The 25,389-nt window shown below is 64.7% G+C and carries 19 protein-coding genes; 3 read left to right on the forward strand and 16 right to left on the reverse strand.

The window, feature by feature from the left end; all coding sequences use genetic code 11:
• Positions 1-66 precede the first annotated feature (66 nt).
• On the reverse strand, positions 67-2,478 hold the full coding sequence (locus LC092_RS05550; protein ID WP_224805451.1) for a ComEC/Rec2 family competence protein: 2,412 nt from the start codon (positions 2,476-2,478) through the stop codon (positions 67-69).
• A 242-nt stretch (positions 2,479-2,720) separates the two neighbouring features.
• Between LC092_RS05550 and gltX the strand changes: the two genes are divergently transcribed.
• Together gltX and gltA are read left to right on the forward strand one after the other, a co-directional pair.
• Positions 2,721-4,151, forward strand: a complete 1,431-nt coding sequence (gltX, locus tag LC092_RS05555; protein ID WP_224805452.1) for a glutamate--tRNA ligase — start codon at positions 2,721-2,723, stop codon at positions 4,149-4,151.
• A 219-nt stretch (positions 4,152-4,370) separates the two neighbouring features.
• A complete protein-coding gene (gltA, locus tag LC092_RS05560) occupies positions 4,371-5,663 on the forward strand; it encodes a citrate synthase (RefSeq protein WP_224805453.1) in 1,293 nt (430 codons plus the stop codon).
• Between the two features lie 298 nt (positions 5,664-5,961).
• Here gltA and lpxB read toward each other — a convergent pair whose 3' ends face one another.
• The 15 genes from lpxB to dnaE all read right to left on the reverse strand — a co-directional run bounded on the left by lpxB (position 5,962) and on the right by dnaE (position 24,435).
• The gene (lpxB, locus tag LC092_RS05565) at positions 5,962-7,155 is read right to left on the reverse strand and encodes a lipid-A-disaccharide synthase (RefSeq protein ID WP_224805454.1); all 1,194 of its coding nucleotides are present in this window, start codon (positions 7,153-7,155) and stop codon (positions 5,962-5,964) included.
• Positions 7,152-8,033, reverse strand: coding sequence for an LpxI family protein (locus tag LC092_RS05570; protein WP_224805455.1), 882 nt, complete (start codon positions 8,031-8,033; stop codon positions 7,152-7,154). The genes lpxB and LC092_RS05570 overlap by 4 nt, the downstream gene beginning before the upstream one ends.
• A gap of 5 nt (positions 8,034-8,038) precedes the next feature.
• Positions 8,039-8,839, reverse strand: coding sequence for an acyl-ACP--UDP-N-acetylglucosamine O-acyltransferase (gene lpxA / locus LC092_RS05575; protein ID WP_224805456.1), 801 nt, complete (start codon positions 8,837-8,839; stop codon positions 8,039-8,041).
• Positions 8,836-9,318 (reverse strand): 3-hydroxyacyl-ACP dehydratase FabZ, encoded by a 483-nt coding sequence (gene fabZ / locus LC092_RS05580; protein ID WP_224805457.1) that lies wholly within the window; start codon positions 9,316-9,318, stop codon positions 8,836-8,838. The genes lpxA and fabZ overlap by 4 nt, the downstream gene beginning before the upstream one ends.
• A gap of 34 nt (positions 9,319-9,352) precedes the next feature.
• Positions 9,353-10,408, reverse strand: a complete 1,056-nt coding sequence (gene lpxD, locus LC092_RS05585) for a UDP-3-O-(3-hydroxymyristoyl)glucosamine N-acyltransferase (protein ID WP_224805458.1) — start codon at positions 10,406-10,408, stop codon at positions 9,353-9,355.
• Positions 10,409-10,477: 69 nt separating this feature from the next.
• A complete protein-coding gene (gene bamA, locus LC092_RS05590; RefSeq protein WP_224805459.1) occupies positions 10,478-12,847 on the reverse strand; it encodes an outer membrane protein assembly factor BamA in 2,370 nt (789 codons plus the stop codon).
• Between the two features lie 181 nt (positions 12,848-13,028).
• Positions 13,029-14,165: an RIP metalloprotease RseP gene (gene rseP / locus LC092_RS05595; RefSeq protein ID WP_224805460.1), complete on the reverse strand. Its 1,137-nt coding sequence runs from the start codon at positions 14,163-14,165 to the stop codon at positions 13,029-13,031.
• Positions 14,166-14,266: 101 nt separating this feature from the next.
• A complete protein-coding gene (gene dxr, locus LC092_RS05600; RefSeq protein WP_224805461.1) occupies positions 14,267-15,487 on the reverse strand; it encodes a 1-deoxy-D-xylulose-5-phosphate reductoisomerase in 1,221 nt (406 codons plus the stop codon).
• A 3-nt stretch (positions 15,488-15,490) separates the two neighbouring features.
• On the reverse strand, positions 15,491-16,360 hold the full coding sequence (locus tag LC092_RS05605) for a phosphatidate cytidylyltransferase (RefSeq protein WP_224805462.1): 870 nt from the start codon (positions 16,358-16,360) through the stop codon (positions 15,491-15,493).
• Positions 16,357-17,127 (reverse strand): isoprenyl transferase, encoded by a 771-nt coding sequence (locus LC092_RS05610; protein WP_224805463.1) that lies wholly within the window; start codon positions 17,125-17,127, stop codon positions 16,357-16,359. Before LC092_RS05610 ends, LC092_RS05605 begins: the two co-directional genes overlap by 4 nt.
• A 40-nt stretch (positions 17,128-17,167) precedes the next feature.
• A complete protein-coding gene (frr, locus tag LC092_RS05615) occupies positions 17,168-17,731 on the reverse strand; it encodes a ribosome recycling factor (protein ID WP_224805609.1) in 564 nt (187 codons plus the stop codon).
• 190 nt (positions 17,732-17,921) lie between these two features.
• Positions 17,922-18,641, reverse strand: coding sequence for a UMP kinase (gene pyrH / locus LC092_RS05620; protein WP_224805464.1), 720 nt, complete (start codon positions 18,639-18,641; stop codon positions 17,922-17,924).
• A 132-nt stretch (positions 18,642-18,773) separates the two neighbouring features.
• Positions 18,774-19,697 (reverse strand): translation elongation factor Ts, encoded by a 924-nt coding sequence (gene tsf / locus LC092_RS05625; RefSeq protein WP_224805465.1) that lies wholly within the window; start codon positions 19,695-19,697, stop codon positions 18,774-18,776.
• 128 nt (positions 19,698-19,825) lie between these two features.
• Positions 19,826-20,641, reverse strand: a complete 816-nt coding sequence (rpsB, locus tag LC092_RS05630) for a 30S ribosomal protein S2 (RefSeq protein ID WP_224805466.1) — start codon at positions 20,639-20,641, stop codon at positions 19,826-19,828.
• Positions 20,642-20,994: 353 nt separating this feature from the next.
• On the reverse strand, positions 20,995-24,435 hold the full coding sequence (gene dnaE / locus LC092_RS05635) for a DNA polymerase III subunit alpha (RefSeq protein WP_224805467.1): 3,441 nt from the start codon (positions 24,433-24,435) through the stop codon (positions 20,995-20,997).
• A 575-nt stretch (positions 24,436-25,010) separates the two neighbouring features.
• On the opposite strand from dnaE, the gene LC092_RS05640 reads away from it, so the two are divergent.
• On the forward strand, positions 25,011-25,322 hold the full coding sequence (locus LC092_RS05640) for a DMT family transporter (protein WP_224805468.1): 312 nt from the start codon (positions 25,011-25,013) through the stop codon (positions 25,320-25,322).
• The last annotated feature ends 67 nt before the right edge of the window (positions 25,323-25,389 follow it).

The following is a 25,389-nucleotide window of genomic DNA, read 5'->3' on the forward strand; positions in this document are numbered from 1 at the left end:
GCTTGCGCGGTTGATGGATCGGCCTCTGCCGTGCTCGGGTCCCGGCGCTGTTTGCCGGAATGCTGACTACTGGAACGCTGTCTGAAAGCCTGACGGGCGGTTCGGTGTCCATGGACGAATGGCCGTGTAGCTTGGCCGCAGCGTGACGCGCGGCGGCGCGCCCTGCCTTGGGTCGAGGTACAACGCGAGCGCGCCTGTTCGCGCCAGATGCCTCGCGTCGAAGACATAGAGCGCGGCACAGGAAACCGGCGCCGTCAGCGGTGTCACGATCATGTCCACGCGGCCGCAGTCCTGCTCAAGGGCCGAAGGGTCGGACACCAGCGAGACCGTGAGCGCCGGGGTCGTCGGCGCGCCGACGGTGGGGTTACGGGTTGCGGGCGGTGCTTGCGCGCGGTTCCCGCCCGTTGCGGGATATGCCTCGACGATGCAGGCCTGTTCGTCACAGGACATCCGCCGTCTCGAGAGGTGGCGATTCGGTCGTTCTTTCGCCGAAACGCCTTCGGCGCGCAGCCAGACATCGGCCAGAAAACTCGCCGGGCGCGGCGTGACCATCATCTTTCCCTCGGCGGTGCGCAGGGCGATTGCCGTACCGGTTTCGGAAATGAACATGTCCGGGGGGCGATGGAGTGTCAGGGAAAGGCCGGCAAGCGTGAGCGGCACCAGCGAAAACCGCCGATAACCGGCGGGTGCGAGGCAGAGGACACCCCCACACGCCACCACCAGGAGAATCGCGGTGAGCGGGAGCGCGCCGATCACACCCTCGTCCGGCGTTGCCTCCTGCGCCCAGCTCGAAACGCCCGCCACCTGTTCCAGCGCCAGCCCCATCACCGACAGCGGCAGCACCTCCAGCCCGAAGGGCAGGAGCGCGAGCGCCAGCACGGCCATCGGCATGACAAGCACGCTCACCAGTGGCATGGCGATGAGATTGATCAGCGGCCCGAGCGGTGCGATCCGGTGGAAATGATAGGCCCCGATGGCGCCCGTCGCCGCCCCCGCGATCAGCGACGTCATCAGGATCGCGCCAAGCCAGAGCCCGACACCGGACACAGCCGACAGGATGAGGCCGTTTGCGGCGGCCTCGCGCGGATCGGTCCGCCGTCTGCGTCGGGTGAGCTCCTCATAGGCCGCAATCAGCGCAACCACCGCGGCGAAAGACATCTGGAAGCCTGGATCGAGAAGCGCTTCCGGCGTGGCCAGCAGGATCAGGAACGCCGCAAGGGCGGCGTTTCTCAGCGTCAGTGCGCGTCGTCCAAGCAGCCGGCCCGCCAGCACCAGCGCGATCATCACATAGGCCCGCTGGGTTGCGATCGACCCGCCCGAGATCGCGAGATAGAAGGTGGCGGCGGCAAGCGCGCCGCCCGCCGCCCAGAGATCGATCGGCTGTTCCTGCGACAGGCGCGCGGACACCGCCAGGACGGCGCGCACCGCAAAGAACACCGCCCCGGAAAAAAGGGCCATATGCAACCCCGAGATTGCCAGGATATGAGCAAGTCCCGCCGTGCGGAGCGCCTCGGTCACCTCGGGCGGGATGCCTGACCGGTCTCCCACGATCAGGGCAACGGCCAGCCCTCCGGCAACACCGCTCCCGAGCACCTGAAGGATGCGCTCGGCAATGGCACGGCGCAGACCGTCGATGGCCGACATGGCCTTCAGGTCCCAGGGCACGGCGCCGAGATCCGCCGGCTCGGGGTCTCCGAAGGCAAAGCCGCTCGCCCCCACGCCATCGAAAAAGGCGCGAAACGAATAGTCGTATCCCCCGGGCATAACCGCAGTGGCCGGCGGCATCAGCCGGGCCCTCAGCCGGACCGCGCTTCCGGTTGCAAGCAGGCTGTCGGCCCCGCCGCGCAGGCTCACCCGGACGCGTTTCGGCCGGCTCCCTTCGCGCAGCGGCGCGGCCGAGACGACACGAAGGGTCAACCGCGTCCGCCCGCCGGCGCGCACCTCCGCCAACTCGACAAACCCGGTCAGAGTGACGCTGCGCGCCCTCTCCAGAACCGGCGCGCTGACAATCGCGGTTCGAAGGCTCGATGCCGTGACACCCGACAGGACCAGCGCAAGGGCCAACAACCCGGCCGCGCCGCGACCGCTGCGATGCGCCCTGGCGAACAGGACCGCGAGCAGCGCGGTGGTGGCAAGAAGCGCCAGCAGGGACGGCTCGCGCGGCAGCTGGAAATACACCGCAATGCCGAAGACGAAGGCGAGACAGGCCCAGACCAGACCGCGCCCGCGGTCGAGATCGGCCTGCAGCGCTGCCGCAAAGGCCGCGCGCCGCGTCGTCTCGAACGGGCGTTTGCCGGGAGCGGCGGGAAACCGCGCACGAAGGAAATCGGCGAGAAGCGACGACGGCCGCGGTTGCTCCCGGGCGGGATCGCGGTTGCGAACAGCGGCACCGTCCCGCCCGGCACCCGGGACGGAAGCGCTGTCGCCCTGCCCGCGATCCGCCCCCCTGCCGGAACCCGCCTGTCGCCCGGTCGGCATTGTCCTGCCCCTTTTCAACGCCCTGGGACCGCGGCGTCCGGCCGATCCGGTCGCGCGGTTTTCAGGCTTTGGCGCGCGGGAACGCTATGCTAAATGATCGCCAACCCTGCGCCGACATATGAAGGTGCAATGCAACCCAGGTTCGCGCAAGACGGGAATCCTCGCTGCCGGTCGCCGGCAGCCGCAGGCAAAGCCGTCATTTTCGTCGAGCGAACACGTCAAACAAACACAAGGCAATTGTCATGAGCGCCCCCGTGGTCACGCGTTTCGCCCCCTCGCCCACCGGATTCCTGCATATCGGCGGCGCCAGAACGGCCCTCTTCAACTGGCTCTACGCGAAGCGGTTCGGCGGCAAGATGCTGCTGCGCATCGAGGACACCGACCGCAGCCGCAGCACGCAGGACGCGGTCAACGCCATTCTCGACGGCCTGACCTGGCTGGGACTCGACTGGGACGGCGAGCCGATCTCGCAATATGCGCGCGCGGGCCGCCATCAGGAGGTCGCCAAGGCGCTGATCGATGCGGGTCAGGCCTACTACTGCTATGCAACGCCCGAGGAACTGGCGGAAATGCGCGAGACCGCGCGCGCCGAAGGCCGTCCGCCGCGCTACGAGGGACGCTGGCGCGACCGCGATCCTTCCGAGGCCCCGGCCGGCGTAAAGCCCGCTGTCCGCCTCAAGGCCCCGCTCGACGGCGAAACCGTGATCGACGACAAGGTGCAGGGCCGCGTGGTCTTCGCCAACAAGGAGCTCGACGATCTCGTTCTGCTGCGCTCCGACGGCTCGCCTACCTATATGCTCGCCGTGGTGGTGGACGATCACGACATGGGCGTGACCCATATCGTGCGTGGTGACGATCACCTCACCAATGCGGCCCGCCAGACGCTGATCTACAAGGCGATGGGCTGGGATGTGCCGACGATGGCGCATATTCCGCTGATCCACGGCCCGGACGGCGCGAAACTCTCCAAGCGCCACGGCGCGCTCGGCGCGGAAGCCTATCGCGCGATGGGCTATCTGCCGGCGGCGATGCGCAACTATCTCGCCCGCCTTGGCTGGAGCCATGGCGATGAGGAGATCTTCCCGACCGAACAGCTCATCCAGTGGTTTGATCTCGATGCGATCGGCAAGTCGGCGTCGCGCTTCGACATGCAGAAGCTGCAGAATCTCAACGGCCACTACATGCGTGCCCAGTCGACAGACGAGCTGATGCGCGATTTCGCAGCCTTCCTTCCCCATGCCGAGGGTGGCGCCCCCGTCGCCGAATGGCTGTCCGACAAGACCCACGACAAGATGTTCCGCGCCGCCCTTCCAGGCCTCAAGGAACGCGCCAAGACCCTGGTCGAACTGCTGGAAAGCGCCGAGTATCTGTGGGCGACCCGCCCGCTGGCGCTGGACGAAAAGGCCGAAAAGCTGCTGGCCGCCGACGGCGCGCGCGATGCGCTCAAGGGCCTCCACGAGACGCTGTCCGCGCTCGACGTCTGGTCGGCCGAAACCACGGAGGCCGCGGTGCGCGCCTACGCGGAAGAAGCGGACCTCAAGCTCGGCAAGGCCGCCCAGCCGCTGCGCGCGGCCCTGACCGGAAAGGGAACCTCGCCCGGGATCTTTGACGTGCTTGACGTTCTGGGACGCGAAGAATCGCTTGCCCGCATCAAGGATCAGGCCGTGTCGTGACACGACGTTCCGCGATTGGAGCCAGAGGTGCCGCAAGGGAAAGGTGAACGGTGCGTCACTATATGACCAAAGCGGTAGGGGTGTGCGCTTGCGAGGATCATGCAAATGGGATACCCAACAATCGACTTTTCCTCCCGCCAGCATGGCCGGCCGGTCTTCCGCCTCTCACGGGACGCGGCCATGCATCCACGGCGCCATATTTACCAGGGGGTAGCCTGAATGACTGACACCAATGCCAAGCTGACGATTGGCGACAAGTCGTGGGACCTGAAGGTCCGCCAGGGATCCGTCGGTCCCGACGTTGTCGACATCGCGTCCCTGTACAGCCAGACCGGGTGCTTCACCTACGATCCGGGTTTCACCTCCACCGCGTCGTGCGAATCCGGCATCACCTACATCGATGGCGATGAAGGTACGCTTCTCTACCGGGGCTACCCGATCGAGCAGCTGGCCGAGCACGGCGACTTCCTGGAGAGCTGCTACCTTCTGCTTTACGGCGAACTGCCGACCAAGGCGCAGAAGGACGACTTCGTCAATCGCGTGACCTATCACACGATGATTCACGAGCAGATGAGCCGCTTCTTCACCGGCTTCCGCCGCGACGCCCATCCGATGGCAATCATGGTCGGCACCGTCGGCGCGCTTTCCGCCTTTTATCACGACAGCACCGACATTTCCGATCCGCACCAGCGGATGGTGGCCTCGCTTCGCATGATCGCAAAGATGCCGACGATCGCGGCAATGGCCTACAAGTACCACGTCGGCCAGCCCTTCGTGTATCCGCGCAACGATCTCGACTATGCGGCGAACTTCCTGCACATGTGCTTCGCCGTGCCTTGCGAGGAATACAAGGTGAACCCGGTGCTCGCCCGCGCGATGGACCGGATCTTCATCCTGCATGCCGACCACGAGCAGAACGCCTCCACCTCCACGGTGCGTCTGGCGGGCTCCTCGGGCGCCAATCCGTTTGCCTGTATCGCAGCCGGCATCGCCTGCCTCTGGGGCCCCGCCCACGGCGGCGCCAATGAGGCCGCGCTCAACATGCTGGCCGAGATCGGCTCGGTCGACCGGATCCCGGAATACATCGCCCGCGCCAAGGACAAGAACGATCCGTTCCGTCTGATGGGCTTCGGTCACCGGGTCTACAAGAACTACGATCCGCGCGCCCGCATCATGCAGAAGACGACGCATGAGGTTCTGGCCGAGCTCGGCATGCGCGACGATCCGCTTCTGGACGTTGCCATGGAGCTGGAGCGCATCGCGCTGAGCGACGAATATTTCGTCGAGAAGAAGCTCTATCCGAACATCGACTTCTACTCCGGCATCACGCTACGTGCGCTCGGCTTCCCGACCACCATGTTCACGGTGCTCTTCGCACTGGCGCGCACGGTCGGTTGGATCGCCCAGTGGAAGGAAATGGTCGAGGATCCCTCGCAGAAGATCGGTCGCCCGCGCCAGCTCTACACCGGCGCCGCACCGCGCGACTATCTGCCGATCCCGCAGCGTCGCTGACGCGTCTCCGTCGGTTTCGACGGACCACCAGCTGCTGAAACCGAAAACGGCGCCTCGCGGCGCCGTTCAGGCTGCTGACAAAGGTGGAGTTGCTCCAGGCGTCATACCGGGCAAGCGTCAGCGCGACCCGGTATCGGAGAGCTAAAGGCCTATAATTTCAAGCCAAAAGAAGCCGACAGGCAGTGCCTCCCCGATCCCGGCTCTCATTGCATTCGGCCGGGATGACGATTCTTCAGGGTTTGTCATCACTCTCAACGGCGCCTCGCGGCGCCGTTTTTGCTTGATCCGGGATGACCCGTCAGCCGCGCGCGGCAACCTCAAGCACGATACGCGCCGCCTCGCCGGCCTGGCTCTTGCCCTCGCCGAGCTGCATTTCCGCATCCAGCCGGCGGAAGGCCTCCACTTGAGCTGTTCTTTGCGGCGTGTCCCTAAGGAGCGGCTCGACCGTGGCGGCAAGCGCCTCCGGCGATGCCCCGTCGTCGAGGAATTCCGGCACGACGTTTTGCCCGAGAATGATGTTCGGCAACACCATCGAGGTGACCGTGGCGATCGGCAGGAAGCGGTTGAGATCCTTGATCCGACGATAGAACCAGTCGAGGCGGTAGGCCACCGCCATCGGCACGCCGGAAATCGCAAGTTCCAGGGTCACCGTTCCCGACGCGGCAAGTGCCGCATGCGCGCGGCGGAAGGCTGCAAGCTTCTCGGTTTCCCCGCTGACGATCTCGGGCTGCACCGCCCAGCCCGCCGTCTCCTCCGCGATCCGCTCGCGCAGATGCGGCACGGCCGGCAGCACGACCGTCAGGTCGGGAATTGCCGCTTTCAACAGCGCGGTGGCCGCACCGAAATCCGCCAGCAGGCGACTGATCTCGCTGCGGCGGCTGCCCGGAAGCACCAGAAGCACCGGCGCCACGTCGCCTGCGAGATCCACCCGCTCCCCGGGCCCGGGCCGCAGACGCTCTGCGCGCTCGATCAGCGGATGTCCGACATAGGTTGTCGCAGGACCACCCAGCTTTTTGTGTACCTCCGGCTCGAACGGCAGGATCGCGAGCAGGTGATCGACATAGGCCGACATGCGCCGCGCTCGCCCCGGCCGCCAGGCCCAGACCGACGGCGAGACATAATCGACAATCGGAATATGCGGCGCCCGCTTGCGCACGCGCTTGGCAACGCTGTGGGTGAAGTCGGGACTGTCGATGATAACAACGACATCCGGATCGGTCTCAAGGATATGGTCGACGGTCTGGTAGACACGCTTGACGATCAGCGGCAGGCGCGGGAGCACGGCGGACAGTCCCATCACCGCGATATCGCTGATCGGAAACAGCGACGAAACGCCCTGTGCTGCCATGCGCTCGCCGCCCACGCCCAGAAACCGGATGGCATCCGGCCCCTGCGCCTTCAGCGCCTCGATCAGGCCCGCGCCGAGCTGGTCGCCGGATTCCTCCCCGACCACCAGATAGACCGAAAGCGGCGCATCAGCCCCTGCGTTCATCTCGACACCTCGCCAGCCTGATCCGTCCGCTCGAGAGGCTCGATCCCCCAGAGCGATATGGACAGCGCTTTCGCAAGCGCCTCGGTTTCTGCCCGTTCGGCGATCAGCACGCGCCCGGCCTCGATACCGATGCCGGAAAGACCGGCCTTCGCCGCAGCCCGGACCGTTTCAGGACCGACTGTTGGAAGATCCACCCGCATGTCCTGACCGGGCTTGGCGCATTTGACGAGCACGCCGCCCTTGCCCTTCACCCGGCCGCGGTCGCGCACGGCGCGGCACCGCTCCAGCATCGCGTCCGTGCCCTCTGCTCCTTCGACGGCGATCACCCGACCGCAGACACTGACCGCCGCTTGCCCGATATCCAGCCGCCCGAGCGCCATCACGGCTTCGCGTGCAAGCGCCAGGTCGCGGGACGCATCAGGGTCCGGATCCCGGCCGACGATCGTTCCGGGACGCGCCAGCAGCCCCGGCGCGACCTCATGCGCGCCGATGATGCGAAAGCCCTCGTCCTCGAACAGGCGAATGATCTTCTTCAGGATGGAATCGTCACCACCGGCAAGCGAGGCGATGATCTTGGGAAGCCGGCGCATCGTGCCGAGATCGCCGACGATCTCGCGAAGTTCCGGACGCCGGGTCACGCTGCCGATCATGACCACGTCCCGGCAGCCCTCGCGCTCCAGCAAAGAGGCGAGTTTGCCGATCTGGCCCCAGCCGAGATAGGTGGGATTGTAATCGGCGACGCGCGGGTCCGCCTCTCCCTTGATGGCAATCGCGACAACCTGGCGACCATTCTCGATCGCGGCCGCGATGACCTCGACGGGCAGACGCCCGCCACCGCAAATTACGGCCACCGGCGGCAAGGGCGCGCCCCCTGTCATGATTTCTATCCGTCGCTCTTCGGTGTGCAAAACCGTCGGTCGGGTTCCGCCAGAATGAAGTCGGTGACCCGCTGAACGAGTTCACGTCCGGCATAGGCCGCCGCCACCGTCTCGGCGCGCTGACGCAGCGTTCCGCTGTTGTCGTCGAAGAGCTCCTTGAACGCGCTGCGCAGGGCGTGGATCTCCTCGCGCGCAAAACCGTGACGCTTCAGTCCGACGAGATTGAGCCCGTTGAGGCGTGCCCGGTTGCCCATCACCATGCCGAAGGGAATGAGATCGTTCTCAAGCCCGGCAAGCCCGCCGACGAAGGCGTTGTCGCCGATCCGCGTGAACTGGATCACCGCCGCGCCGCCGCCCATGATCACGTTGTCGCCGACTGTCACATGGCCCGCGATCATCACATTGTTGGAGAGGATAATGCCATTCCCGAGCCGGGAATCGTGACCGACGTGCGAATTGGCAAGAAACGCACAACGATCGCCGATGACCGTCTCCAGGCCGCCGCCCTCGGTCCCCGGATTGATCGTCACGCCTTCGCGCATGATGCAATCCTGGCCGATGGTCAGCGTTGCCGCCTCGCCGCGATATTTCAGGTCCTGGGCCTGATGGCCGATGGAGGCGAAGGGAAAGATCGTGCTGCGCGCGCCGATCCGCGTCCGCCCGGCAACGACGGCATGTGACTTGAGCTCAACGCCCTCGCCCAGAACCACCTCCGGTCCGACATGGCAGAACGGTCCGATGCGCACACCGTCGCCGAGCTGCGCCCCATCCTCGACAACCGCCGAGGCATGAATCTGTGCCGTCATGAAGCCTCGCTTGACGCGCCATCGATAAGCATCGCGCTGATCTCGGCCTCGGCGACCTTCATCCCGTCGACCGTCGCGATGCCCTCGAACTTCCAGATGTTCGTCCGGTTGCGGATCTTGCGCATCTCGAAGCGCACCTGGTCGCCCGGAAGCACCGGCTTGCGGAACTTCGCCTTGTCGATGGTCATGAAATAGACGAGCTTCGGGGCGCCGGACTGCCCCCGGGAATGCACGCAAAGCGCGCCTGCGGTCTGCGCCATGCCCTCGATCAGCAGCACGCCCGGCATCACCGGCTGGCCCGGGAAATGACCCATGAAGTGCGGTTCGTTCGCCGTCACGTTCTTGATGCCAACCGCGCTGTTGTCTCCGTCCATATCGATGATCCGGTCGACCATCAGGAACGGATAACGATGCGGCAGAAGCTCCATGATCCGCAGGATATCGGCGCTATCGAGTGTGTTCTTATCGCCTTCGCTCATTTCGACGTCCTCAAGATGCCCATGTCTCGCACGCTCAGTCCTTGTCGCGCGCGCCCAAACCCCGTTCAGCAAGCTTGCTCAAGGTCTTGACCTCACGGAACCAGACCTTGACCGGTTTCGCCGGCACGCCACCGTAACGCGCGCCCGCCGGCACATCCGCTTCGACGACACTCACGGCCGCGATTTGCGCGCCCATGCCCACGGTGACATGTCCGCGCACGCCGGACTGACCGCCGATCGCGACATAGTCTTCAAGTGTCGCGCTGCCGGAGATTCCGACCTGCGAGACGATCACGCAATGACGGCCGATCACGACGTTGTGCCCAATCTGGACCTGATTGTCGATCTTGGTGCCCTCGCCGATCACCGTATCGCGGTTGGCGCCGCGGTCCACCGTGGTGTTGGCGCCGATCTCGACATCATCTTGGATAATCACCCGGCCGATCTGCGGCACCTTGAGATGCCCGCCCGGCCCCATCGCAAACCCGAAACCGTCCTGACCGATGCACACGCCCGGATGAAGGATGACCCGGTCTCCGATCAGCGCGTGCTGCACGACCGCATTGGCACCGACGGTGCTGTTTCGCCCGATGCGCACGCCGGCGCCGAGGACCGCGTTCGCCTGAATCAGGCTTCCCGCCCCGATCTCGACACCGGGGCCGACAATCGCGCCATGTTCGACCACCACCCCCTGTTCCAGGGACGCGGTTTCATCGACGCTCGCACGCGGCGAGATCCCCGCGATTGTGCCGTCCAGGGAATGCGGCCGCATGGCTGTCGGATAGAGTTTGCCGAGAACGATGCCCCAGGCCTTGTAGGGCTGGTCAACTACGATGGCGGCAACACCCTCCGGCACTTTCGCCGCATGCTTTTTCGCAACGAGACACGCGGCCGCCTGAGTGTCAGACAGCGCGTCCAGATACTTGGTATTGTCGAAAAAGACGAGATCGCCGCTGCTCGCATCCTCGAGCGGCGCAACGCCGGTGATCGTGGCGGACGCAGGCCCGCCAGCCAGGTCGCCGCCGACCCACTCTGTGATCGCGGCCGCACTGACCGGCTCGAAGGCCGGAAAAAAGAAAGGGTCTGTCATAGGGTCACCACAGAAAAGCCGGCCGCCGAGAAGTCGGCGGCCGGATCACGTGTCCTGCATTCACAAGGATCAGAAACGGGTGCCGCCACCGATCCGGAAGAACTGGGTGCGGTCGCCGGTTTCCTTCAGGAGCGGCCAGGCGAAATCGGCACGCAACGGCCCGAAGGGCGACGCCCACTTGACGCCGACGCCAGCGGAGACGCGCGGCGAGAAGCCGTTCGACAGAACCGATCCGGCCGGCTGGTTGCCGCCACATCCGTTGGCGGTCTCGACGCAGCGAACGATTGCCGGATCCGAGTCCCAAACCGCACCGAAGTCGGTAAAGACGGCGCCGGACAGGCCCAGTTCCTTGGGCAGGCCGAGGATCGGGAATTCGGCTTCCGCATTGGCGTGGACGTACCAGCGGCCACCGAGCGCGTCACCCGTGAGCGCATCGCGCGGACCAATGCCCTGCGGCTCGAAGCCACGCAGCCAGCTGTCGCTGTGCTGGAACTGGTCGGAGGCGCGCAGGTCGCGGCCGACACCCATGATATTGCCGGCGCCGGCGCGCAGGATACCGATCACACCCCACTCGGGAAGCAGCTCCTTGTAGGCGCGCGCATCGACGGTCGTCGAGATATAGCGGCTGTCACCACCAAGACCGGCAAAGTCCTGCCCGAACTTGAAGTAGAAGCCGTCACGCGGGTTCAGGCGGCTGTCCCGGGTATCCCAGACCAGAGCATAGCCGATCGAAGACGTCAGGTTGCGGCCGAGCGAGGTGCGCAGACCGTTCGAAAGAATGGTGCCGGCATCCTGCGTCAGCTTCTGGTCGAAGATCCGGTAGACGAGGTTCAGGCGCAGTTCGTCATCGCGCAGCGGAAGACCGAGACCGATCGAGCCGCCCGTCGTCTGGAGCTCGTAGTTGCGGTAGTCGTTACGATCGAAGGACTTGCGATAGGCGTCCAGCGACAGCGCGATGCGACGGCCGAGGAAATACGGCTCGGTGAAGGCGAACTCGTAGGACTGCGTCGACGAACCGACACCGACACGGGCACTGACGAACTGGCCGCGTCCGAGGAAGTTCTTCTCGCTGATGGTGACATCACCGATGACGCCGTCGGACGTAGAGTAACCGATACCGAAGCCGACCTCACCCGTTGCCTGCTCCTCGACATCGACATTGATGACGATGCGGTCCGGCGCACTGCCGCGCGAGGTGGTGATCCGAACATCCTTGAAGAACTGGAGGTCCTTCAGCCGGCGTTCCGCCTTGTCGAGCAGGACACGGTTGAAGGCGTCGCCCTCGACCAGATCGAACTCGCGACGGATGACGTATTCACGCGTCCGGTCGTTGCCGCGAATGTTGATCCGCTCGATGTAAACCCGCGGTCCCTCTTCGATGTAGTAGGTCAGTGAAATCGTGCGGTTTTCATAGTCGCGGCTTGCCCGCGGACGGATCTGCGCGAAGGCATAGCCCTGGCGCGACACGTCGAGGGTCAGGTCTTCGAGCGTCTTCTCGACCTCGAGCGACGAATAGGTGTCACCCGGATCGGTGCGGATCTTGCGACGCAGCTCTTCCGGATCGACGCTCGACAGCGACGTCTGGAGATCGATGTCGCCATACGTATACTGCTCGCCCTCTTCCACGGTGAAGGTCACGTAGAAGACGTTTTCCTCGCGGTCGAGGTCGGCAACGGCCGAGACGATCTGGAAGTCGGCATAGCCGTAACGATAGTAGAACTGGCGCAGCAGCTCCTGGTCCGCATCGAGACGATCCGGATCGAAGGAGTCAGTCGTGCGCAGGAAGCTCAGGAGACCGCTCTGGCGCGTGCGGATCACGTCGCGCAGACGACCGTCACTGAACTTGGTGTTGCCGATGAAGGTGATGCGCTCGATGCCGGTACGATCGCCCTCGTTGATCTCGAACACGAGGTCGACGCGATTGTTCGACCGGTCGATGATCTTCGGCTCGACGGTCGCGCGGTAGCGACCGGAACGGCGATAGGCCTCGAGAATGTTCTGAACGTCCGACTGCACCTTCGCGTTGGTGAGCATGGACCGCTCTTCCGTGCGCACGACACCCGTCAGGGTCTTGTCGTTGAGCCGCTTGTTCCCCTCGAAGGAGATCCGGTTCACCATCGGGTTCTCCGTGACCGTCACCACGAGGGCATTGCCCTGGCGGTTGATCGACACGTCACCGAACAGACCGGTCGCAAACAGCGTCTTCAGCGATTCGTCCACATCGGAGGGACCATAGGGCCGACCGGGCCGGATGGTCAGGTAGCTCTCGACGGTGGAGGCTTCAACGCGCGTGTTGCCACGCACGATGATGCGGCTGACCGTAGCGGCGGAGGCCTCGACGGCACCGATCACGGGGAGCGAGCCGGAAAGGATCGGCGCGAAACCGCTCAGGATGGCGGCTACCAGGATCGTTCTGGTGAGGTTCTGCAAACAGTGCATAAAGACGCTTCGCCTTCGGTTTTCCATCGACCGGTGAACACGCAGGGCACGCAGACACCAGGACAGTCAGATTCTCTATATCCGTCAGTCGTTTTACAGGCTTTTTCCAACGACGCAACCACACATGACCGCGTTTCCGCGTTTCCCGACAAAGCGTTGCACCGGCGACACGCAGCCTCGCCTAGAGCGAACTGAGATGGAGCACATCGTTCCAGGTCGCAAAGACCATGAGGAACAGCACGATCGCGATGCCGATCCGGAATCCGTACTCCTGCGTCCTTTCGCTGAGCGGCTTCCCGCGCAAGGCTTCAGCCGCATAGAAAAGCAGGTGACCACCATCGAGCATCGGGATCGGCAAGAGATTCAACAGGCCGATGCTCACCGACAGGATCGCCGTCAGGTTCAGCAGGGCGGCAAAGCCGAGCGTCGCCACCTGCCCGGAAATCTGGGCGACGCGGATCGGCCCGCCGAGCTGGTCAACGGATTCGCGTCCGGTAACGATCCCCGCGATGTAGCCGGCCGTCCGCGAGACGACAAACCAGGTTTCCTTGCCGCCTTCGACCACCGCCTCAAGGGGTCCGAAACTGCGCAGGATCACATCTTCCTGGTTGGCGCTGCGGCTCACGCCAAGCTGCCCGACCCTTTGCACATTGCCGAACCGGTCGCGGATCTCGCGTCGATTGGGCGTCACCACCAGATCAAGCGTCTGCGTCCCGCGTTCGACCGTGACGTTGAGCGGGACATCCGCGCTCACGCTGACGATCCTCTGCAGGTCGGAGAACGTCTCGACCGCCTTCCCGTCGATGGCAATGATCAGATCGCCCTGCTCAAGGCCGGCCTCGGCTGCCGCGCTGTTTTCCTGCACCTGATCGACGCGCGGCGAGATCTCCGGGCGGCCCATGGTCGAAAACAGCACCGCAAATATCACGATGGAGAGCAGGAAATTGGCAAACGGCCCCGCAGCGACGATTGCCGCGCGCCGGCCCACGCTCTTCGTCTGGAAGGCGTCGGCACGTTCCGTCTCGCTCATCCGCGCCAGTGCGTCGGTATCGGGAACACTGGCCTCGTTCTCGTCGCCGGCGAATTTCACATAACCGCCGAGCGGAATGGCCGACACTTTCCAGCGCGTCCCGTGCTTGTCGTCGCGCCCGAACAATTCCGGACCGAAACCGACGGAAAAGGCGACAACCCGTACGCCGCACCAGCGCGCCACGAGGAAGTGGCCAAGCTCGTGAAAGAAGACCACGATCGTCAATACGAAGAGGAACGGCAGGATATATCCGGCAACAGACCCGAACAGCGATCCGATCAATTCCATGTTGTCTCCTTCGGCAGGCGTTGCCCGCCCCGCGCTATCGGCGCGTCCTCGATATCCCGACGGGTCCGGCACGCCTGCGCCGGTCCCCGCGGTGGTGTTCTCTAGTGCGCGATGCGCGAAAGCTCTTCCAGCGAGACCCGCCGCGCGGCCGCATCCACCGCCATCACATCCACGATGGAGCGCGCCTCGTTCAGGTCGCCGCTCGCCGTCATGCGCTCAAGCACGCGCTCGATGGTCTCCGCGATCCCGAGAAACCCGAGTTTGCGCTCCAGGAACGCCTTTACCATCACCTCGTCGGCCGCGTTCAGCGCTGCGGATGCCGCAGTCCCCGACGTCATGGCCGCTCGCGCCAGCCTCAGCGCGGGGAACCGCACCGGATCCGGCGTCTCGAAGGTGAGCGTTGCCAATGCGGCAAGATCAAGGCGTTGCGCCGGCGTATGCATGCGCCGCGGCCAGGCCAGACAATGGGAAATCGGCGTTCTCATATCCGGAGCCCCGAGTTGTGCAAGCACGGACCCGTCGGAATATTGCACCATTCCATGAACAACAGATTGAGGGTGAACCAGAACTTCAAGCTGATCCTGTCGCAGAGGAAACAGATGATGCGCCTCGATGATCTCGAAGCCTTTGTTCATCATCGTCGCGCTGTCGATAGAAATACGCGCGCCCATGCTCCAGTTGGGATGTTTCAACGCGGCCTCGGGTGTCGCCACGCGCATTTCGTCCAGCGTATAGGTTCTGAAAGGGCCGCCGGACGCGGTAAGCGTCAGGCATTCGATCTGCTCGATGTTGCCCTGCTCGAACACCTGAAACACGGCATTGTGTTCGGAATCGACGGGAAGGATTGTCGCTCCAGACGCACGGACCGCCGACATGAAGAGATCGCCGGCACACACAAGGCATTCCTTGTTGGCGAGAGCGATGGTCGTGCCCTGCCGGACGGCGGCAAGCGTCGGCGCCAGACCGGCCGCACCCACAATGGCCGCGACCAGCATGTCGACCGGGCGAACGGCGGCCTCCGCAATCGCGGAAGCCCCTGCCGCGCAGGAGATCCCCGTGCCGGCGAGCGCGCCCTTCAGGCTCTCGTAGGCGCTTTCGTCCGCCACCACGGCATGGTCGGCGCCAACCCGGATCGCGGCTGCGGCAAGCGCCTCCGCATTCGTGTTCGCGGTGAGCGCTGAGATATCGAAACGGTCCGGGTTGCGCGCGACGAGGTCGAGCGTGCTCGTGCCGATCGATCCGCTGGCACCGAGAATGCTCAGGCGCAGCGGCGCGGTTGCAGCGCGCCCGGGGTCGGTCTGCCGGCTTCGGGTGTCAGCCACGCGTCAATAACCCCGCATCGTAATGATCTCACCGACGGGATCGCCCGCCGATCCGGTCAGGAGAACGGCAACCGCATATCCGAGAACGGCGGCCCCGACGAGCCCGTCCAAACGGTCCATGACACCCCCGTGCCCGGGAATGATATGGCCGGAATCCTTGACGCCGAAATGGCGTTTCAGCGCGGATTCAAACAGGTCCCCAACCTGGGAAAACACCGAAAGAACTGCCGCGAACGCCAGCCAGACACCGGGACTGGCACGCCCGGTGAGCAAAAATCCGAGCCAGCCGACCGCAACCGCCGCGACAAAGCCGCCGATGGCGCCGCTCCAGGTCTTTTTCGGCGAGACCCGGGCCCAGAGCTTGGGGCCGCCGACCCGCCGTCCGACGAAATAGGCAACAATATCGGTCGCCCAGACCACGCCGAACAGAAACACGATCACGGCAAGGCCGGCCGTTCCGTCCCGAAGCGCGATCAAGACCGCACCGGAGCTGCCGGCATAGACGATGCCGGCCGCGAGCCACAGGATCTGTTTGTGCTGCTTCACGCTCCCAAAGAGCGCAAGACCGGCGGCACTCACAAGCAGAAGCGCGAAACCGGCCACGATCTCACCCGCAGCAGCGGCAACCGCAGCACCAACAACGCTTGCATAGGCGATCGCGCTGGCAAGGGTCTCATGTTGCGCCCTGACGATCAGGATCCATTCCCGCAGCAGGATCAGCGCGCAGGCGCCGGCTCCAAGCGCGAACCACACGCCACCGAGAGCGGTCACCGCCAGGGCCGCGGGAACGAGCAGGACGGCGGAGAGCACGCGCAGCCGAAGTTCGGATCGCCGGGCGGCGGGCGGTGAAACGGGTGGCGGTCCGTCGCTCATCTGGCGACTTTCGCCGACAGACCGCCGAAGCGACGGTCGCGCGCGGCATAGGCCGCGAATGCCTGCTCGAGCGCCCGTTCGTCAAAATCCGGCCAGTGAACGTCGGGAAAATAGAACTCGGCATAGGCCGCCTGCCAGAGCAGGAAATTGGACAGCCGCTGCTCGCCGCTGGTGCGGATGATAAGATCCGGGTCGGGAAGCGCTGCGGTATCGAGATACTGCGCGATCCGCGCCTCCGTCACGTCGCCCGCCGTGAGCTTTCCGGCCTCGACGTCCTCGGCAATGCGCCGGATCGCCCGGGCGATCTCGTTGCGACCGCCGTAATTGAAGGCGACGACCAGCGTCATGCCCGTGTTGTCGCGGGTCAGCGCCTCACCTTCCTCGATCAGGCCGAGAATGCGCGCGTCGAGCCCCTCGCGTTCGCCGATCATCTCGACCCGCACGTTCTGGCGGTGGATCTCCGCCAAGTCCCGACGCACGAAACGTTCGAGCAGCCCCATCAGGAAGCCGACCTCGGCCGCGGGGCGGTTCCAGTTTTCGGACGAGAAGCTGAACAGCGTGAGAACCTTCACGCCGCGATCAGAGCAATGACGAACGATACGGCGCAGGGCGGTGACGCCGGCGCGATGGCCCTCCGTCCGCGGAAGTCCGCGCTTCACCGCCCATCGCCCGTTGCCGTCCATGATCACGGCGACATGCCGCGGAACGTCGACGCGCTCCGCCGCGCTGACCTGTGCGGATACGTTCAGGCCTGCCGTCACCGTCATCCCCTGCTCCCTTTCGCTGTGATCACATCGCAATCTGCAATCAGATCTGGGAGATTTCCTGTTCTTTTTTGGCAAGCATTGCGTCGATATCGGCGATCATCGCGTCGGTCATCTTCTGGACGCGGTCGGCGGACACGCGGCTGTCGTCCTCGCTGATGCTGCCGTCCTTCTCCAGCTTCTTGAGCGTTTCCATTCCATCGCGACGAACGTGGCGGACGGCCACCTTCGACTGTTCCGCATATTTGTGAGCGATCTTGATCAGATCCTTGCGCCGCTCCTCGTTCAGTTCGGGAATCGGCAGACGCAGGTTGGTGCCGTCCACGACCGGATTCAGACCAAGGTTCGATTCGCGGATCGCGCGCTCAACGGCGCCCACCATCGACTTGTCCCAGACCTGAACCGAGATCATACGCGGCTCGGGAACGCTGACCGTGGCCACCTGGTTGATCGGCATCGGCGATCCATAGGCCTCGACCGAGATCGCATCCAGCATGCTGGAGGATGCGCGACCGGTGCGCAGACCGGCAAGATCGGTCTTGAGGACGGCAATCGCCCCGGTCATCCGACGCTCGAGATCGCCAAAGTCGACATCCTGATCCGCCATAGTGTCCTCTCTCATCATTTCACGCGAACGGCCTTGCGCCGGTCGTCCCAACACATTGCGTCTTATTTCCATGACGCGCGGCGGAAACGCAAGCGCTTCCGCATCGCGCGTCCCTGTGAAACCCATGATCAAACCAGGAAAACACGAGAGGACCCGCCACACATTGGCGGACGGCGGCGATTTCCGGCAATCAATCGGAAATGACTGTGTAAAGCCCTGCCCCGTTCATCACATCCACCAAAGCACCGGGCGTGCGGATGGAAAACACGATCACGGGAATCGCATTGTCGCGCGCGAGCGCGATTGCCGTGGCATCCATGACCTTGAGATCCCGCCCCAGAACTTCGCCGGGCGTCAGCGAGTCGTAGCGCTCCGCATCCGGCACCTTCTTGGGATCGGCCGAATAGACCCCATCGACGCTGGTGCCTTTCAAGAAGGCGTCGCAGCGCATCTCCGCGGCCCGCAGCGCGGCGCCGCTGTCGGTGGTGAAGAACGGGTTGCCCGTGCCGCCGGCAAAGACGATCACGTCGCCGTCTTCCATGTAGCGCTCGGCGCTGCGCTGGGTGAAGGTCTCGCAGATCGAGGGCACCGGAACGGCGGACAGCACGCGCGCCGGGACGCCGAGGCGGCGCAGGGCATCGGCGAGCGTCAGCGAATTCATCACGGTCGCCAGCATGCCCATGTGGTCGCCGGTGACCCGGTTCCCGCCCTTGGCGGCAACCGCGACGCCGCGAAAGATGTTGCCGCCGCCGACAACGACCCCGACCTGGGCCCCAAGGCTCACCGCCTCGGCGATTTCCTTGGCAACGCGGCCAACGGTTTCCGGATCGATCCCGAATTCCTGCGACCCCATGAGGGCCTCACCCGAAAGTTTCACAAGCACCCGCCGCCAGCGAAGTTGTCTCGTCATCTTTTTGTCTCGCCGTTTGGGTTGGCCGGTTCTGTTCTTATAGGGTCCGGCAAGGCGGCAGACCGCTGCACTGACGGGCCGCGATGCCGGACAGAAGAAAGGCGCCGGAATGACCGGCGCCTTTGTCGGGGCTTAGCTGCCTGCCGCCGCGGCGACTTCGGCCGCGAAATCCGTCTCTTCCTTTTCGATCCCCTCGCCAAGGGCGAAACGGACGAATCCGGTCAGCTTGACCGGGCTGCCGAGATCCTTCGCGAAAGCTTCGATGGCCTGCTCGATCGTCTTGTCCGGATCGATGACGAAGGCCTGCTTCTCCAGCGTCACTTCCTCGTAGAACTTGCGCAGGCGACCCTCGACCATCTTTTCGATGATGTTTTCGGGCTTGCCGGATTCACGCGCCTGTTCGGAAAAGATCTGGCGCTCGCGCTCGACGACGTCGGCATCGAGCGACGCAACATCGAGGGACAGCGGATTGGTCGCCGCGACATGCATCGCGATCTTGCGGCCGAAGGCATTGACCTGCTCGGCATCGCCGGTCGACTCCAGCGCGACAAGCACGCCGATCTTGCCCATGCCGTCGGCGATCGCGCCATGGACATAGGTCGCGACAGCGCCATTCTCGACCGAAAGCGCGGCCGCGCGACGCAGCGACATGTTCTCGCCGATCGTTGCGATCGCTTCCTTGATCTCGTCGCCGACCGTCTTGTCGCGCCCCGGGAACGGAGCCTCTGCAAGGGCCTCGACGTCGCCGTTGACGGCAAGCGCCGCCTGCGACGTGCCTGCGATCAGCGCCTGGAAGGCGTCGTTGCGGGCGACGAAGTCGGTTTCGGAGTTCAGCTCGACCACCGCCGCACGGGTGCCGTCCGACGCCACGCCGACAAGACCCTCGGCCGCGACGCGGCCGGCCTTCTTGGCGGCCTTCGCCAGACCCTTGGTGCGCAGCCAGTCGACGGCCGCGTCCATGTCGCCGTTGTTCTCTGCAAGGGCAGCCTTGCAGTCCATCATGCCCACGCCGGTCTTTTCGCGGAGCTCTTTCACCATCGCTGCGGTAATGCTCATAGATCGCCTCGTTGACGGGTGTTTACCCCGGCATTTCTAGCCGAGGCCTCACATAAGAATAATGACAGAAACGCTCAGGCGCTTCGCCCGGCAGACGCGGTGGACTGCCGGGCAGCGCAGGGGTTTCGTCAGCCGGCCTGCGCCGGGGTTTCTTCGGCAGTCGCCGCTTCGGCCGGAGCCTCGCTCGCGGCTTCCGTTTCCAGCGCCGGCTCGACCGGAGCTTCCTCGGCTGCGCCGACGTCGATACCCATGCCGCCCTGGGCACGGGAAATGCCGTCGATTGCGGCGCGGGCGATCAGATCGCAATAGAGGCTGATGGCACGGCCCGCGTCGTCATTGCCCGGAACCGGGTAGTCGATGCCGACCGGATCGCAGTTGCTGTCGACGATGGCGGCGACCGGAATGCCAAGACGCTTGGCTTCCTGGATGGCGATCGCCTCGCGGTTGGTGTCGATCACGAACAGGAGGTCCGGCAGGCCGCCCATGTCCTTGATGCCGCCAAGGTTGCGCTCGAGCTTCTCGCGCTCGCGGTCCATGAAGAGCCGCTCTTTCTTGGTCAGGCCGCTCGGATTGCTGAGCGTCTCTTCCAGCTTGCGCAGACGCTGGATCGACTGGGAGATGGTCTTCCAGTTGGTCAGCATGCCGCCAAGCCAGCGGGCATTGACGTGGTACTGCGCGGAGCGACGGGCGCTCTCGGCAACCGCTTCCTGTGCCTGGCGCTTGGTGCCGACCAGCAGCACGCGACCGCCGGCGGCGACGGTGTCGGACACCGTCTTCAGCGCCTGGTGCAGCAGCGGAACGGTCTGTGCGAGATCGAGAATATGGATGTTGTTGCGGACACCGAAGATGTAATCGCCCATCTTCGGGTTCCAACGGTGCTTCTGGTGACCGAAGTGGACACCAGCTTCCAGCAGCTGACGCATAGAGAATTCGGGCAGGGCCATGGCCGTGCAACTCCTTGATTTTCCGGTTAGACCTCCGCAGGGCGTGGCAGCGCTCGCGCGCTTACACCGGATGGACTCCGTTCAAGAACGAAAACCGACCCTGCGTGTGGAATGCGCGCGTTATAGTCGTCGTTGACCGGCAATTCAAGCCCGGACGGGCGGGCCCGGCAATTCCGTCGCCGACAGCCAGCACAAAGCAGGCGATCCCGCGAAACACCTCACGCCTCCGGGTCGATGGTTCGCCATCACCCCCAGCGCCTCCCGCAGCGGAATTACGGGCCGATGCCCGCTGCTCCTGTTGCGCATCCCGCTGCGGGCGGCCGGGGGCGATTCGCCTCCTGCAAGACCGGCAGTCAGGCGAGCTGGACCTCGACCACACCGGGGATCGTCTTCATCGCGCCGGCAATCTGGGGCGACAGGCGATAGCCGCCCGGAAGCTTGACCTCGACCTCCCGCGCCCCGCCCTCGGCCAGCACAACAACACTGACGTCGCCATCCCCGCGCTCGCCCAGGTGACGCTGCAGCCGGCGGGCCGCATCGGGGTGATTGAGGAACACCGTCAGGCTCCGCTGGACATGAAGAGCTGCATCCTCAAGCGGCTTGACCGACTGGATCCTAAGGCTTGGCTCATCGTCGCGCATGTCGGCGCCGACGAGCAGCACCACGGATTTTCCAGGCTCCACCGCATCGCGGTATTGCTGCAGGGATTCCGAAAACAGCAGCGCCTCATATTGCCCCGTCGGATCGGACAGACGCACGATCCCCATGCGGTTGCCGGAGCGGGTCTTGCGCTCCTGGCGTCCGAGCACGGTTCCGGCCAGCCGGCCGGCGGTCGCCCCCTGCTTCACCGCCTGGGCGAAATCCGCCCACATCTGCACCCGCATGCGCTCCAGCAGCGGCATGTAGGAATCGAGCGGGTGGGCGGACAGATAAAAGCCGATAGCCGATTGTTCGCGCTGCAGCCGCTCCTCCGGCAGCCAGTCGTCCGTATTGGGGAGGTGCACCTCCTCGCCCCCTTCGCTGCCGCCGAACATGTCGTTCTGTCCGCTCAGCGCCTCTTCGTCGGTGCGCTGCGCGACCCCCAGAATGCGGTCCATCCCGGCAACCAGACGGGCCCGGTTGGAATCCAGCGCATCGAAGGCACCGGCGTTGACAAGGCTTTCCAGTGTCCGTTTGTTCACCTGGCGCGCGCTGATACGGGTTGCGAAATCGCCGATGCTGGCGAAGGGCTTGGCGCCACGCACCTCGATGATGTGCTCCACCGCCTGTTCGCCGACGCCCTTGATCGCGCCCATGGCGTAGCGGATCTTCCCGTCCTCGACCGAGAAATGCACGCCGGAATGGTTCACCGAAGGCGGCAGGACCTCCACCTTCATCCGGCGCGCCTCGACACAGAAGTCGCTCAGCTTGTCGGTGTTTCCAAGATCCAGCGTCATCGACGCGGCCATGAATTCGACCGGGTGGTTGGCCTTGAGCCAGGCGGTCTGGTAGGAGACCAGCGCATAGGCTGCGGCGTGCGACTTGTTGAAACCGTAGTTGGCGAATTTCGCGACCAGATCGAAGATCGAACCGGCCTGCCCCTTGTCGATGCCCCGCTCCACGGCCCCGTCGACGAACCGCGCCCGCTGCACTTCCATTTCAGCGGCGATCTTCTTGCCCATGGCACGGCGCAAAAGGTCGGCTTCACCGAGCGAATAGCCCGACAGCACCTGGGCGATCTGCATCACCTGTTCCTGATAGACGATGATGCCATTCGTCTCGATCAGGATCGGCTCAAGCAGCGGATGCAGGCAATCGGGCTCCTGCTCGCCGTGCTTGACCGCATTGTAGACCGGGATGTTGTCCATCGGGCCCGGGCGGTAGAGCGCCACAAGGGCGATGATGTCCTCGAAGCGGTCCGGCTTCATGCCCGCGATCGCGCGACGCATGCCCTGACTTTCCAGCTGGAACACGCCGACGGTCTCGCCCGCCGCCAGCAGGCGATAGGTGGCCGGATCGTCCATCGGCAAGCCGGCCATGTCGACGGTGATGCCCTTGTCGGCGATCAGCTTCACCGCCGTATCGATCACCGTAAGCGTCTTCAGACCGAGGAAGTCGAACTTGACCAGCCCCGCCTGCTCCACCCACTTCATGTTGAACTGCGCAACCGGCATGTCGGAGCGCGGGTCGCGGTAGAGCGGAACCAGCTGCTCAAGCGGACGGTCGCCGATCACAACGCCGGCGGCATGCGTCGAGGCATGCCGGTAGAGGCCCTCGAGCTTCTGCGACATCGCCAGCAATCGCGCGACGATCTCCTCGTCGCGCTGCGCCTCCTGCAAGCGCGGCTCGTCGCGGATCGCCTGTTCGAGCGTGACCTGCTGGCCAGGCGTCGCCGGCACCATCTTGGACAGGCGGTCGACCTGGCCATAGGGCATCTGCAGGACGCGGCCGACATCGCGCAACACGGCGCGCGCCTGCAGCGTTCCGAAGGTGATGATCTGCGCAACCTGCGCCCGGCCGTATTTCTCCTGAACGTAGCGGATCACCTCCTCTCGGCGGTTCTGGCAGAAATCGATGTCGAAATCCGGCATCGACACACGTTCCGGATTAAGAAACCGCTCGAACAGAAGCGCATAACGCATTGGATCAAGGTCGGTAATGGTCAATGACCATGCCACCAGAGAGCCGGCACCCGAGCCGCGGCCCGGCCCGACCGGGATGTCATGCGCCTTCGCCCACTTGATGAAGTCCGCAACGATCAGGAAGTAACCGGGAAAGCGCATCCGCTCGATGACGCCAAGCTCATAGTCGAGACGGGACCAGTACTCCTCCTCCGACACATTCGGCGCGAGGCCATGTGCGGCCAGCCGGGCGGACAGCCCCTCCTTTGCCTGCCGGCGCAACTCCTCGACCTCGGCCGTGAAGGCCGCTTCCGGGTCGTCGGACGCACCGGCGAATTGCGGCAGGATGGGCGCGTGCTTGAGCGGGCGCGCATGACAGCGGCGGGCAATCTCCACCGTGCTCGCGGTCGCCTCCGGCAGGTCGGCGAAGAGTTCCAGCATCTCCGCGCGGGTTTTGAAGCAATGCTCCGGTGTCAGCCGGCGCCGGTCGTCCTCGACGAGCACACGCCCCTCGGAAATGCAGATCAGCGCGTCATGCGCTTCATAGTCGGCGCGATGGGCAAAGAACGGCTCGTTCGTCGCGACCAGCGGCAGGTCCAGCTCATAGGCGAGCGCGACCATATCCGGCTCCGTCGCGATCTCTTCCGGCATGTCGTGACGCTGGACCTCGACGTACAGGCGGTCGGCGAAGCCGGCCTTCAAGGTCTGGAGCCGTGCGCGCGCCAGGGTCATGTCCCCGGCGACCAGAGCCTGTCCGACCGGCCCGGCAACCCCGCCGGTCAGCAGGATCAACCCGTCGGCATGATCCAGGAGACGATCCGAGGTCACATGCGCCTGGACGGAAGGGTCGGTATCCAGATAGGCCCGGCTGACGATATCCATCAGGTTGGCGTAACCGGACTGATCGGCGGCAAGCAGGACGACATCGCTCAGATGAACGGTCTCGCGTCCCTTCTTGACACCGCCGTCCTGAAAATCGACCGGGATCTGCACCCCGACGATCGGCTGCACCCCCGCCCCCCAGGCCTTTTCGGAGAACTCCAACGCGCCAAACAGATTGGCCGTGTCGGTGATCGCGATCGCCGGTTGGTCGTCGGCACGCGCCAGATCGATGAGCCGGCCGAGCGGCAACGCCCCCTCAAGCAGCGAGAAAGCCGAATGCACGCGCAGATGCACAAAACCGACGTCGGACATGAACCCTCTTCGACCCTTGAGTTCCCGCGCGAACGCCGGTCTGCATTCGCGCCCCCGAGCGGAAGATCCCGCAAGGAAAAAGAGCGTCAAGTGTCGATGGTGCGAAAGCCCGTGTCGAGCCCCCGCACGGCTCCCTCCCCAGAAAGTGCCGGCTGCTCCACAGTGTCAAAACAGGGGAAGAGGCGCGTCAGACCCGCGCAAGCTCCACCAGAACGTCGCTCCAGATCAGCATCGTCGCGCCCAGCAGAACCAGGGATCCAAGCGCCGCCAGGTCCTGAAGTGTCTCTCGAAAATCGTCGAGCATGGTGCCCTCCCGCGTCTCAAACCCTCGATAAAACCTAGTATGTTCTTGTTTTGTTCTTTTTGCAAGTCCCTTGCGGCGGACCGACCACTGGCAGCGCGGTTATGGTAAAGGGATCCTGAACATTGCCGCGGCCGCGGCCCTTCACCACCGCGCCACGCCCTCGCTTTCCCTCTTGACCTTTTCGACCGCCACCGCGATCTTGCCGGCATCCAGAGGACGACCTCCCCGCCATGGGCACATTCGCCGGGACGACCCGGTTATGGGGAATGACATGTCCTGGCTTCTTCTGATTGTCGCCGGTCTGCTCGAGGTCGTCTGGGCCTTCGCGATGAAACAATCCGCCGGCTTCTCTCGCCTCACCCCGACACTCTTGATGCTTGTCGCGATGCTCGGCTCCTTCACCTTGCTCGCGCTTACCATGCGCAGTCTGCCGCTCGGCACCGCCTATATGATCTGGACGGGCATCGGCGCCGTCGGCGCCTTCGCTGTGGGCGTGGCTTTTCTCGGCGAAGACCTGTCGCCGCAACGCATCATCGCCGCCGGACTGATCATCGCCGGAATGGTGACAATGAAACTGTCCTGACGCGCGCCGCAAACGAAACGGGGCGCGCCTGGCCTGGCGCGCCCCGTGACATGACGTCGTGATCGGC

This window comes from Stappia stellulata, from assembly GCF_020176715.1.
In the GTDB taxonomy this organism is placed as follows: Bacteria; Pseudomonadota; Alphaproteobacteria; order Rhizobiales; family Stappiaceae; genus Stappia.